The organism is Streptomyces sp. NPDC048278 (genome assembly GCF_040652195.1).
Lineage (GTDB): Bacteria > Actinomycetota > Actinomycetes > Streptomycetales > Streptomycetaceae > Streptomyces.
In genome coordinates this window covers 459,278-471,793 of the sequence record NZ_JBEZLP010000003.1, presented here as the reverse complement: position 1 = coordinate 471,793, position 12,516 = coordinate 459,278, and the positions used below count along the sequence as shown (strand labels likewise).

General features: G+C 70.3%; 10 protein-coding genes. 6 read left to right on the top strand and 4 right to left on the bottom strand.

The genetic code is table 11. The features are described 5' to 3' along the window. Positions 1-69: 69 nt before the first annotated feature. Positions 70-2,286, top strand: a complete 2,217-nt coding sequence (locus AB0D74_RS08310; RefSeq protein ID WP_362581786.1) for a PQQ-binding-like beta-propeller repeat protein — start codon at positions 70-72, stop codon at positions 2,284-2,286. A 16-nt stretch (positions 2,287-2,302) separates the two neighbouring features. Here the strand turns inward: AB0D74_RS08310 and nadA are convergent, their stop codons facing one another. Further along, positions 2,303-3,499, bottom strand: a complete 1,197-nt coding sequence (gene nadA, locus AB0D74_RS08305) for a quinolinate synthase NadA (protein WP_362581784.1) — start codon at positions 3,497-3,499, stop codon at positions 2,303-2,305. A 323-nt stretch (positions 3,500-3,822) separates the two neighbouring features. Between nadA and AB0D74_RS08300 the strand changes: the two genes are divergently transcribed. Next, on the top strand, positions 3,823-4,179 hold the full coding sequence (locus AB0D74_RS08300) for an iron-sulfur cluster assembly accessory protein (protein ID WP_030951236.1): 357 nt from the start codon (positions 3,823-3,825) through the stop codon (positions 4,177-4,179). Between the two features lie 76 nt (positions 4,180-4,255). Here the strand turns inward: AB0D74_RS08300 and AB0D74_RS08295 are convergent, their stop codons facing one another. Further along, positions 4,256-6,136, bottom strand: coding sequence for a hypothetical protein (locus tag AB0D74_RS08295; RefSeq protein WP_362581782.1), 1,881 nt, complete (start codon positions 6,134-6,136; stop codon positions 4,256-4,258). A 106-nt stretch (positions 6,137-6,242) separates the two neighbouring features. Beyond that, positions 6,243-6,452 carry a hypothetical protein gene (locus AB0D74_RS08290; protein WP_362581780.1) on the bottom strand — a complete coding sequence of 70 codons (210 nt, stop codon included), beginning with the start codon at positions 6,450-6,452 and terminating at the stop codon, positions 6,243-6,245. Positions 6,453-6,585: 133 nt separating this feature from the next. Here AB0D74_RS08290 and AB0D74_RS08285 point away from each other — a divergent pair, with 133 nt between their 5' ends. After that, positions 6,586-7,560, top strand: a complete 975-nt coding sequence (locus AB0D74_RS08285; RefSeq protein ID WP_362581778.1) for a carbohydrate kinase family protein — start codon at positions 6,586-6,588, stop codon at positions 7,558-7,560. Between the two features lie 89 nt (positions 7,561-7,649). Here the strand turns inward: AB0D74_RS08285 and AB0D74_RS08280 are convergent, their stop codons facing one another. Further along, the gene (locus AB0D74_RS08280; RefSeq protein ID WP_362581776.1) at positions 7,650-9,026 is read right to left on the bottom strand and encodes an aminotransferase class V-fold PLP-dependent enzyme; all 1,377 of its coding nucleotides are present in this window, start codon (positions 9,024-9,026) and stop codon (positions 7,650-7,652) included. A 325-nt stretch (positions 9,027-9,351) separates the two neighbouring features. Here AB0D74_RS08280 and coxB point away from each other — a divergent pair, with 325 nt between their 5' ends. Genes coxB through AB0D74_RS08265 form a run of 3 tightly spaced genes read left to right on the top strand, consistent with a single transcriptional unit; the run spans position 9,352 to position 12,439 of the window. Next, a complete protein-coding gene (gene coxB / locus AB0D74_RS08275) occupies positions 9,352-10,314 on the top strand; it encodes a cytochrome c oxidase subunit II (protein ID WP_362581774.1) in 963 nt (320 codons plus the stop codon). After that, entirely contained in the window at positions 10,311-12,044 is a 1,734-nt protein-coding gene (gene ctaD / locus AB0D74_RS08270; RefSeq protein WP_362581772.1) for a cytochrome c oxidase subunit I, read from the top strand. The genes coxB and ctaD overlap by 4 nt, the downstream gene beginning before the upstream one ends. Continuing rightward, the gene (locus tag AB0D74_RS08265; protein ID WP_093503960.1) at positions 12,041-12,439 is read left to right on the top strand and encodes a cytochrome c oxidase subunit 4; all 399 of its coding nucleotides are present in this window, start codon (positions 12,041-12,043) and stop codon (positions 12,437-12,439) included. The genes ctaD and AB0D74_RS08265 overlap by 4 nt, the downstream gene beginning before the upstream one ends. Positions 12,440-12,516: the final 77 nt, after the last annotated feature.

The following is a 12,516-nucleotide window of genomic DNA, read 5'->3' as shown; positions in this document are numbered from 1 at the left end:
GGCCGCCCACGCATGCGGGTTCCGTATGCTGGCGCCGCGAACTGCACGACGGGGAAGGGGAGTTTCGGCGTGCCGCTGCACAAGGACGACCCGAGGTCCCTCGGCGGGTACCGGCTGGCCGACCGGCTCGGGGCCGGCGGGATGGGCATCGTCTACCGGGGCCGCTCGCGCTCCGGGCGCGAGGTCGCCGTCAAGGTGGTGCACGCCCAGTACGCCGAGGACCCCGTCTTCCGGGCCAGGTTCCGGCAGGAGATCGAGGCCGCCCGCCGGGTCAGCGGCGCCTTCACCGCCCCCGTCCTGGACGCCGACCCGGACGCGCCGGCGCCCTGGATGGCCACCCAGTACGTGCCCGGCCTCTCCCTCGCCGCCCGCATCCGGGCCCACGGCGCGCTCCGCGTCACCGAGTTGCGACCGCTGGCCCTCGGCCTGGTCGAGGCGCTGCGGGAGATCCACCGGGCCGGGGTGGTGCACCGGGACCTGAAACCGGCCAACGTGCTGATGGCCGAGGACGGGCCCCGCGTCATCGACTTCGGCATCTCCCGGGCCGCCGAGAACCACAACACCCTCACCGAGACCGGGCAGATGGTCGGCACCCCGCCGTTCATGTCCCCGGAGCAGTTCACCGACGCCCGTACCGTCGGGCCCGCCTCCGACGTCTTCTCGCTGGGCGCGCTGCTGGTGTACTGCGTCACCGGACGCGGCCCCTTCGACGCCGACAGCCCGTACCTCACCGGCTACCGGGTGGTCCACAACGAGCCCGTCCTGGACGGCGTCACCGGCCCGCTGCGCGCGGTCCTGGAGCGCTGCCTGGCCAAGGAACCCGATGCCCGGCCCGGACTCGACGACCTGGCCCGCCAGTTCGCGGCGGCCCTGCCGGAGCCGGCCCCCGGCGAGACCGGGACGATGACCCTGCGGCTGCCGTCCGCCCGGGCCCTGGACGACGCCACCGCGCCGGACCACGGCCGTCGCCCGGGCCCCCGCCGAACCCCCCGGATCCTGCTGGCCGTGGCCGCGGTGACGGCCGTCGCCCTCGCCGGCTACTTCCTGCCCGGCCCGTGGAACGGCGACGGCGAGGCCCGCACGAACACCGCGTCGACCTCCGGATCCCGCTGGGGCGGCCTCCCCGACGGCTGGAAACCCTGGCAGACAACGGTGTCCGCGACCGCCGAGCAGGGCGTGAAGAAGGCGCCGGGCTACGAGGGCGACACCTCGCCGACCTGCGTCTCGGACGGGTCCTCCGTCTACTGCGGCGGCACCGCCCTCCTCCCCACCCGGGTCGACGCCACCACCGGCCGGACCCTCTGGCGCGCCGGCATCGCCCCCACGGGCACACCGGCCGACCGCTACATCACCACCGTCCTCGGCGTCGACGACGGCCGGGTCCTCGTCGAACTCCAGATCACCGACGAGAACGGCGCCGGAAAGGCGCAGTCCGTCATGGCGCTCGACGGCAAGGACGGCAGCAGGCTCTGGTCCCACGCGGTCCGCACCGACTCACTGGGCTCGGCCTACGGCGACGGGGTGACCCTGACCCAGGAGGGCGACGGCAGCACCTTCACCGTCCGCTCGGCACGGGACGGCAGCGTGATCAGCACCGTCCCGGTGCCCGGCGGCTGGCTCTGCTCGATGCTCTCCGCCGGTGACTTCCCCTATGTGGACTGCGGCGACCAGTCGGACGGCTCGCACGCCACGAAGTTTTACGTCGTCCACCCCGCCGACGGCTCGGTGCGCACCCTGAACTCTCCCGCCCAGACGGCCAGTTTCGTCGGCACCCTCTCCGGACAGCTGATCTTCCTGGAGTCGGACGACCAGGACGTCAAGAACGGCCCGGATCTCATCTACAACCGCATCGTGCGCGTCGACCCCGGCACCGGCGAACGCACTCTGACCCCGCTGCCCGAGAAGTACCGGGGCGGGCTGCCCACCCTGGCCCACGGCACGCTCTTCCTCGCCACCTCCAGCGGCCTGGTCACCGCGTTCTCACCGACGACCGGGGCCCGGCTCTGGGAGAGCCACACGACCCTGGAGTCGCCGGGCCAGGCCTCGGTGGACGCGAAGGGGCGCACGGTCTACATGGCGGGCATGAGCGGCCGGGTGGTCGCGCTCGACGTGGCCGAGGGCACCGTCCTGTGGGAGTCCACCGCCCGCGCCGAGGTGCTCGGCAACAGCGGCCTGCTGCCGACGGTGTGGTTCAACCGCGGCGCGCTCGTCCTCTCCACCTCCGACGGCACCCTCTTCACCCTCGACCCCGCGCACCCCGAGCGCACTGCGGTCGACCCGGGGTGACACAGGGGCCGTACGGCTACGGCAGTGCCAGCATCCGCTCCAGGGCCAGCTTGGCGAACGCCTCGGTCTCCTTGTCGACCTCGATGCGGTTGACCAGGTTGCCCTCGGCCAGCGACTCCAGGGTCCACACCAGGTGGGGGAGGTCGATGCGGTTCATGGTCGAGCAGAAGCAGACCGTCTTGTCGAGGAAGACGATCTCCTTGCCCTCGGGCGCGAAACGGTTCGCGAGCCGGCGGACCAGGTTCAGCTCGGTGCCGATCGCCCACTTGGAGCCGGCCGGGGCGGCCTCCAGGGCCTTGATGATGTACTCCGTCGAGCCCACGTAGTCGGCCGCGGCCACGACCTCGTGCCGGCACTCCGGGTGGACGAGGACGTTCACGCCGGGGATGCGCTCGCGCACGTCGTTGACGGAGTCCAGGCTGAAACGGCCGTGCACCGAGCAGTGGCCGCGCCACAGGATCATCTTCGCGTCCCGCAACTGCTCCGCAGTGAGCCCGCCGTTCGGCTTGTGCGGGTTGTAGAGGACGCAGTCCTCCAGGGACATGCCCATGTCCCGGACGGCGGTGTTGCGGCCCAGGTGCTGGTCCGGCAGGAACAACACCTTTGTTGCCGAGGGCTCCCCCTGCTCGAAGGCCCATTCCAGCGCCCGCTGCGCGTTGGACGAGGTGCAGATGGTGCCGCCGTGCTTGCCCGTGAACGCCTTGATGTCCGCGGACGAGTTCATGTACGAGACGGGGACCACCTGCTCGGCTATCCCGGCCTCGGTCAGCACGTCCCAGCACTCGGCGACCTGCTCGGCCGTGGCCATGTCGGCCATCGAGCACCCCGCCGCCAGGTCGGGCAGGACCACCTTCTGGTCGTCGGAGGTCAGGATGTCGGCGGACTCGGCCATGAAGTGCACACCGCAGAACACGATGTACTCGGCCTCCGGGCGGGCGGCGGCGTCCCGGGCCAGCTTGAAGGAGTCGCCCGTGACATCGGCGAACTGGATGACCTCGTCGCGCTGGTAGTGGTGGCCGAGCACGAAGACCTTGTCGCCGAGCTTCTCCTTGGCCGCGCGGGCGCGCGCGACCAGGTCGGGGTCGGACGGCGAGGGCAGGTCGCCGGGACACTCGACGCCCCGCTCGCTCTTCGGGTCGGCCTCACGGCCGAGCAGCAGCAGGGCGAGCGGGCTCGGCTGTACGTCGAGCTCCGTGGTCTGGGCGGTGGTCACGACACGCACCCTTTCTACTTTTCGTCGTTCTGACGTTATCTATCATAACTGCTTCACGTCACTTTGACGATGGCCATAGCGTCGATGTGACATCAATCCCGGCGCCGAACGGGAGGGTGGCCGCCAGGTGGCCGCGGTGTGGTCGCCATGTGTGCAGGTCGCCGTGGGTGGCCAAGGCGACTGCTGTGTGTCACCGCGGGCATGTGCGAGCATGAAGACGTAGGAAAAACGCGAGAACGCGCATGCCGGCCCGGAATGAATCAGCGGACCCGCCGGTTGCACTCGTCGGCAAGCAGTCTCCGTACAACCCGGGAGAGATGTAGATGTCCGTATCGGACGAGACCAGCACCGCCACCGACGGCATCATCCTGAGCGACGCCGCCGCGGCCAAGGTCAAGGCCCTGCTCGACCAGGAAGGCCGTGACGACCTCGCCCTGCGCGTCGCCGTCCAGCCCGGTGGCTGCTCCGGCCTGCGCTACCAGCTCTTCTTCGACGAGCGTTCCCTCGACGGCGACGTCGTCAAGGACTTCGGCGGTGTCAAGGTCGTCACCGACCGTATGAGCGCTCCGTACCTGGGCGGCGCGTCGATCGACTTCGTCGACACCATCGAGAAGCAGGGCTTCACGATCGACAACCCGAACGCGACCGGCTCCTGCGCCTGCGGCGACTCCTTCAGCTGAACCGAAGGGCACACAGCAGGAAGGCGGCGGCCCCTCGTGGTGAGGGGCCGCCGCCTTCCTGTGTGGATGCGGATGCTCATCGCACCTGCGGGGTCAGCGTCGTCGCCTTCTCCTTCGGGACGGCGCCGCCGTCCGTGCCGACCACCTTCCGGCCGTCCAGGGGCGCGTCGAGGCGGATCGTCTGGTGGTACTGCTTGGCGATCATGACGCAGATCTTGTCCGGCCAGGGCGTCGCGGTCACCTGCACCACCACCTGCTCCGACCCCTCGTCGGCCGTGGCCTTGTAGTCGGCGCACACCCCGCCGGTGAAGGCGACGGTCAGCTCGCGGCCGTCGGCCGTGTAGCCGTCCACCTTCACGTCCTTCGTGGTCCCCGCCGAGGCGCTCGCACTCGCCGAGGGAGTCGGCGTCGAGGCGGAGGCCAGGTACTTCGGGTCCACCGCCGGATAGGTCACGGTGTACGAGTCCGCCGCCCCGCTCACCCGGAACAGCCAGGACGGCACCAGCGCCTGCCGCCCGTCGACGGACTGCGCGGCGAGCCCGAACACCGCCTTCTCGACCACGGCGGACGCCGCGGACGCCGCCGCCGACGGCGTCGACGCGGCGGACGGCGTCGACGCGCCGCACGGCTGCTCCAGCCGGTCCTTCAGCGGTACGGAACTGGCGCAGCCGCCGATGCCCATCCGGTGGTCGGAGCGCGGTGCCGCGTTCATCAGCGCCAGCGTCTTCTCGGCGCCCAGCACCGGATACGTGTCGCCCTTGGCGGGCACCGCGAGCATCCCGTTGCCGCCGACCACCTCGCCCTGCCTGCTCACGGTCAGCCCGGTCGTCCAGCCGTACGTCGGCAGCCCGCCGACCACCGGATCGGCGTTCACCACCCGCTGGGCACCCATCACCTGGCTCGCGTCGAGCTTCGCGCCGTCCTGGCCGAGCGCCTTCAGCACCGGCGCCGCCGCCTGCTCGGCGTCACCGACGCTCACCGGGTCACCGGCGGGCGCCGCCGGGTCCTGCGCGCACACCAGGCCGCTCTTGCAGTTGTCGGTGCCGGGGGCGTAGCGGCTGTACGTCCAGAGGCCCGGGGCGGCCCGGTTCACCTGGAGGCTCCCGCCCGAGCCGTCGTTGTCGGTGCCCACCTTCCAGACCTGGCCCTCGGCCACCGGGGACCCCTCGATCCCGAGCGCCTTCGCCAGCGCGGCGACCCGGTCCTTGGAGACCTCGCCGGAGGGCCGGTACACGGCGGCCGAGCCGGGGCCCGCGGGGAGCGATCCGCTCGCCCGGTACGTCACGCCGTAGGGATTGGGCTCGCCCGGGGCTATGCCGTTGCCGCCCGAGGAGCCCGAGGAGTAGCCGTCCAGGGCGAGGGGCGGGGGAGTGGAGCCGCCGGACGCGCCGGTGGTCGTACCGCCGCCGGAGTCGGAGCCGGAACCCGTGCTCGCGGCGAGGTAGGCGCCCCCGCCGCCGACCAGCAGGACGGCGGCGGCCACGGAGGCGATGACTAGGGCGGGGGAGCGGCGGCGGGGAGCGAGGTCGTCGGCGAGGTCCGCGGCCTCCTCGGCACCGGCGTCGGTTTCGGCGCCGGTTTCGGCCTCGGGTGCTCCGGGAGCCTCAGGAGCGCCGGAGGCATCGGAGCCCACGGCCGCTTCCGCCTCGGCCGGGGGCTGGGGCTCCGCGGTCTCGGCGGCGGCCGGGGCGGCGGGCTCGGCGACGGTCTCGGCGGCCGGGGCCACCTCCGGTTCGGGAGCCTCGTCGGGCTCCGGCACCTCCGCTACGGCGGCCTCGGCTGCTACGGCGTCCTCGGCGGGCTCCGCGTCGGCATCGGAGCGGGCATCGGCGGCGGCGACCGCCTCGGCCTCGACCTCGGCAGCCTTCGGCGACTCCGTGGTCTCCCGGGCCTCGGGGGGCTCCCCGGTGCCGCCCGCGGTCGCGTCGTCCTCGTTCTCGGGTCGCTCGCTCTTCACCGCATCGCTCCTTGCCGTGTCGTATCCCGCCTCCCCTTCACGGGGGACGGCGATGGGACGCGGGAGGGGAGCGCGCGGTTCCCTGGAAACGCGCCGGGCGGGACTCTCAGTCGCCGTAGTCGGACATCGCGTCCAGGAGCCTGGCGGACTTCTTCGGCACGGTGACCCCGTGGATGAGTGACGGCGGCACCGGGCGGGCATCGCTGTGATCGGGAACCACCCAGTGCGGAGCCATCCGGGCGCAGTCCCCGCGCAGCGACGCGAGGTCGTCGTCGAGGTCGGCCGGAGCGGGGGCGTGGACCTTGAGGTTCGTCATGACGGAACCGTAAGCACGCCGGGTGCCGCGAAGAAAGATCTACTATCGGGTAGTTTTGGCACCTTCAGGGCGCCCACCCGGACCCGGTAGCGTTAACTGTCAATAACGCCTCCCCTTCAGGAGAGTCCCAGCCGTGCGCATCGCAGTCACCGGCTCCATCGCCACCGACCACCTCATGACCTTCCCCGGCCGCTTCGCCGACCAGCTGGTCGCGGACCAGCTGCACACGGTCTCGCTGTCCTTCCTGGTCGACAATCTGGACGTGCGGCGCGGCGGCGTCGGCGCGAACATCGCGTTCGGCATGGGGCAGCTCGGCACCCGGCCGATCCTGGTCGGCGCGGCGGGCTTCGACTTCGACGAGTACCGGGCCTGGCTCGACCGGCACGGCGTCGACACGGACTCCGTCCGTATCTCCGAGACCCTGCACACCGCGCGTTTCGTGTGCACGACGGACGCCGACCACAACCAGATCGGCTCCTTCTACACGGGCGCGATGAGCGAGGCCCGCCTGATCGAGCTGAAGACGGTCGCCGACCGGGTCGGCGGACTCGACCTGGTCCTGATCGGCGCGGACGACCCGGAGGGCATGCTCCGCCACACGGAGGAGTGCCGGACCCGGTCCATCCCCTTCGCCGCCGACTTCTCCCAGCAGATCGCCCGGATGAACGGCGACGAGATCCGGATACTGCTGGAGGGCGCGACGTACCTCTTCTCCAACGAGTACGAGAAGGGGCTCATCGAGACGAAGACCGGCTGGAGCGACGAGGAGATCCTCGCGAAGGTCGGCCACCGGGTGACGACGCTCGGCGCACGCGGGGTGCGGATCGAGCGGGCCGGCGAGGAGACCATCGAGGTCGGCTGCCCCGACGAGGAGCGCAAGGCCGACCCGACGGGTGTCGGCGACGCGTTCCGTGCCGGGTTCCTGTCCGGGCTCGCGTGGGGGGTCTCGCTGGAGCGGGCGGCCCAGGTGGGCTGCATGCTCGCGACGCTCGTCATCGAGACGGTGGGGACGCAGGAGTACCAGCTGCGGCGGGGTCACTTCATGGAGCGGTTCACCAAGGCGTACGGGGACGAGGCCGCGGAAGAGGTTCGCGGGTACCTGGTCTGACGTCGTCGGGTGCCGGTGCGTGGGGGCTGGTCGCGCCCACGCGGCGGCAGCCGCACATCGACCCGGCCCCGCGCCCCTTTCAGGGGCGTTCAGCTGAGCCGGCGTACCAAGTAAGCCGTTCCTCGCTCCGCCTTCTCCTCGCCCTCGTACTCCTGGCCCCGCATCTCGCACCACGCCGGGATGTCCAGCCGTGCCGCCTCGTCGTCGGACAGGACCCGGACCCTGCCGCCCACCGGCACGGTGCCGATGACCTTCGCGAGTTCGATGACGGGGATCGGGCACCGCTTGCCCAGTGAGTCGACGACGACCTCCGCCGCGTGGACCGTGGCCGTCGGCACCGGCGCCCCCAGCTTCTCCCGCACCCCCGCCACCACCCCCGGCAGTACCGCCAGGAACCGCTCCACATCCCCCTCGGCCGTCCCCGCAGGCAGCGACACCCGAACGTTCCCCTCGCTGAGCACGCCCATCGCCTTGAGCACATGGCTCGGCGTCAGCGTGCTGCTCGTGCAGGACGATCCCGACGAGACCGAGAAGCCCTCCCGGTCCAGCTCGTGGAGGAGTGTCTCCCCGTCGACATAGAGACAGGAGAAGGTGACGATCCCGGGCAGCCGCCGCTCCGGGTCGCCCACCACCTCCACGTCCTCCACCAACTCCGGTACCCGTACCCGGATCCGTGCCGTCAGCTCCCGCAGCCGTACGGCCTCCTGCTCCGCCTCCGCCCGTACGGCCCGCAGCGAGGCCGCCGCCGCGACGATCGCCGGCAGGTTCTCGAAGCCCGGTGCCCGCCCCGACTCCCGTTCGTCCGAGGCCCCTTGGACGGCGAACCGCACCCCCTTGCGCACCACGAGCAGCCCCACCCCGGCCGGTCCGCCCCATTTGTGCGCACTCGCCGTCAGCAGCGACCAGCCGCCCTCGACCCGCCCCCACCCCAGCGACTGCGCCGCGTCCACCAGCAACGGCACCCCGGCCGTCCGGCACACCTCGGCCACCTCCGCCACCGGCTGCACCGTTCCCACCTCATGGTTGGCCGACTGGAGGCAGGCGAGCGCGGTGTCGGGGCGGAGAGCGGCCTCGTAGGACCCCACCTCCACGGCTCCCGTGCGCCCCACCGGCACCTGGGCGACCGCACCCCCCTCGGTCTCGAACACCTCGGCCGAATGGAGCACCGAGGAGTGTTCGACGGCTGACACGATCAGGTGACGTCCGGTACGGCGCCGACCGGCCAACGCACCCGAGACGCCCGCGTGTACAGCCCGGGTGCCCGAGGGGGTGAACGTCAGCTCGTCCGCCCGGCACCCCACGGCCTCGGCAGCCGCCTCCCGCGCGGCGTCCAGCAGCATCCGCGCCTTCCGCCCCTCCCGGTAGAGACGAGAGGGATCGGCCCACCCGTCGTCCAGAGCGGCCAACAAGGCCTGCCGAGCGACGGGATGGAGGGGAGCAGCGGACGCAGCGTCAAAGTAGGGCACACGGCAACGGTAGAACGCCGGTGGATCACCCGACCTCAGGGGCGCGGGGCTGTGCCGATATGCGGCTCCGCCGCGTGGGCGCGACGAGCCGCAACGCAGCTGCACCCGCAACGCAAACCGCACCAACCCGAGCTATTGGGCGCCCATTCCCACCCCTACGGAGTGACAGGCGGCGCGTATGCCCCCCTCCCCGCGAACCCCCGAATCGCGTCGGCTAGGGTTTGGTCCGCATAAACATCCAAACCCCTGCCCGACGCAGGGCGGCGACCGACCAGCGAGAAGGCCGCAGCCGACCGCGCGGGCGAGACTCTCGGGAAGGCGCTACGTGAGTCCCAACGGCTCCGACCGCTCGCCGCGGCGCCCGATGCGGCGGAAGCTGCTGCAGGCAATGACCGCGGGCCTGGTCCTGGCATCCGCTACCGGATGTACATACAAGGACTTCCCCCGCCTTGGTATGCCCACCCCGACCACGGAAGAGGCTCCGCGGATCCTCTCCCTGTGGCAGGGCTCCTGGGCCGCCGCGCTCGCCGTCGGCGTGCTGGTGTGGGGCCTGATCATCTGGAGCGCCATCTTCCACCGGCGCAGCCGCACCAAGATCGAAGTCCCGGCCCAGACCCGGTACAACATGCCGATCGAGGCGCTGTACACGGTGGTGCCGCTCATCATCGTCTCGGTGCTGTTCTACTTCACCGCGCGGGACGAGACGAAGCTCCTCAGCCTCTCCGACAAGAAGCCGGACGTCACGGTCAACGTCGTCGGCTTCCAGTGGAGCTGGGGCTTCAACTACATCACGCCCGTCGACGGTGTCTCCGGCGACGCGAAGACCGACCAGAACCTGGCCGCCATTCCGGACCGGTTCAAGGACGCGTTCCCGGCCAACGCCGGTGGTGTGTACGACGTCGGTACGCCGGGCACGAAGAACCCGCAGACCGGCAACCCCGGTCCGACGCTCTGGCTCCCCAAGGGCGAGACCGTCCGCTTCGTCCTCACCTCGCGTGACGTCATCCACTCCTTCTGGGTGGTGCCGTTCCTGATGAAGATGGACGTCGTCCCGGGCCACACCAACGCGTTCCAGGTGACTCCCAACCAGGAGGGCACCTTCCTCGGCAAGTGTGCCGAGCTCTGCGGCGTCGACCACTCCCGGATGCTGTTCAACGTGAAGGTCGTCTCGCCCGAGCGCTACCAGCAGCACCTCAAGGACCTCGCCAAGAAGGGGCAGACCGGTTACATTCCCGCCGGCATCGCGCAGACGAGCCACGAGAAGAACCGGGAGACGAACAACCTGTGAGCATCCTCAACGAACCCCAGGGTGCCGCGGCAGCTGAAGGCTCTTACGCAGATGAGCTGCCGGTCAGGCGCAAGCAGCCCGGCAACGTGGTCATCAAGTGGCTCACCACCACCGACCACAAGACCATCGGAACGCTGTATCTGGTCACGTCGTTCGCGTTCTTCCTGATCGGCGGTGTGATGGCGCTGCTCATGCGCGCCGAGCTCGCCCGCCCCGGTCTGCAGATCATGTCGAACGAGCAGTTCAACCAGGCGTTCACGATGCACGGCACGATCATGCTGCTGATGTTCGCGACGCCGCTGTTCGCCGGCTTCACGAACTGGATCATGCCGCTCCAGATCGGCGCCCCCGACGTCGCCTTCCCGCGGCTGAACATGTTCGCCTACTGGCTCTACCTGTTCGGCTCGACCATCGCGGTCGGCGGCTTCCTCACCCCGCAGGGCGCGGCCGACTTCGGCTGGTTCGCGTACTCCCCGCTGTCAGACGCGGTCCGCTCGCCGGGCATCGGCGCCGACATGTGGATCATGGGTCTGGCCTTCTCCGGCTTCGGCACGATCCTCGGCGCGGTCAACTTCATCACCACGATCATCTGCATGCGCGCGCCCGGCATGACGATGTTCCGCATGCCGATCTTCGTGTGGAACGTGCTGCTGACCGCCGTCCTGGTCCTGCTCGCCTTCCCCGTCCTCGCCGCCGCGCTGTTCGCGCTGGAGGCGGATCGGAAATTCGGGGCACATGTCTTCGACGCGGCGAACGGCGGAGCACTGCTCTGGCAACACCTCTTCTGGTTCTTCGGCCATCCAGAGGTGTACATCATCGCGCTGCCGTTCTTCGGCATCATCTCCGAGGTCATCCCGGTCTTCTCCCGCAAGCCGATGTTCGGCTACATGGGTCTGGTGGCCGCGACCATCTCGATCGCCGGTCTGTCCGTGACCGTGTGGGCGCACCACATGTACGTCACCGGCGGTGTGCTGCTGCCGTTCTTCTCCTTCATGACCTTCCTGATCGCGGTACCGACCGGTGTGAAGTTCTTCAACTGGATCGGCACCATGTGGAAGGGCTCGCTGTCCTTCGAGACACCGATGCTGTGGGCCACCGGCTTCCTGATCACCTTCACCTTCGGTGGTCTGACCGGTGTCATCCTCGCCTCGCCCCCGATGGACTTCCACGTCTCCGACTCGTACTTCGTGGTGGCGCACTTCCACTACGTGGTGTTCGGCACGGTCGTCTTCGCGATGTTCTCCGGCTTCCACTTCTGGTGGCCGAAGATGACGGGCAAGATGCTCGACGAGCGGCTCGGGAAGATCACCTTCTGGACGCTGTTCATCGGCTTCCACGGCACCTTCCTGGTCCAGCACTGGCTCGGTGCCGAGGGCATGCCGCGCCGGTACGCCGACTACCTGGCGGCCGACGGCTTCACCACCCTGAACACGATCTCGTCGATCAGCTCCTTCCTGCTCGGCCTGTCGATCCTGCCGTTCCTCTACAACGTGTGGAAGACGGCCAAGTACGGCAAGCCGGTCGGCGTCGACGACCCGTGGGGCTACGGCCGTTCGCTGGAGTGGGCGACCTCCTGCCCGCCGCCGCGGCACAACTTCGTCACCCTGCCGCGGATCCGCAGCGAATCGCCGGCCTTCGACCTGCACCACCCTGAGATCGCCGCCCTGGAGCAGCTGGAGCACGGCCAGGCCGTCGCCGCTGTCGCGGGCAGCAAGGAGGCCGGCAAGTGAAGATCCAGGGCCGCATGTTCGTGTGGCTGAGTGTCTTCGTCCTCGTCATCGCGATCGTCTATGGCGTGTGGTCGAAGGAACCGGCCGGTACCACGGCACTCTTCCTGGCCTTCGGCCTCTGCATCATGATCGGCTTCTACCTGGGCTTCACCGCCTCGCGCGTCGACGCGGGTGCCCAGGACAACAAGGAGGCCGACGTCGCGGACGAGGCCGGCGAGATCGGCTTCTTCAGCCCGCACAGCTGGCAGCCGCTCGCCCTGGGCGTCGGCGGTGCGCTGGCCTTCCTCGGTGTCGCCGTCGGCTGGTGGCTGCTGTACTTCTCGGCACCCATCATCATGATCGGCCTCTTCGGCTGGGTGTTCGAGTACTACCGCGGTGAGAACCGCACCCAGTAGGCACGCGCCGAACGCAGCGGGAGCCCGGACCCTCCGACAGGAGAGTCCGGGCTCCCGCCGTTTCCGGCCGTTCGCGC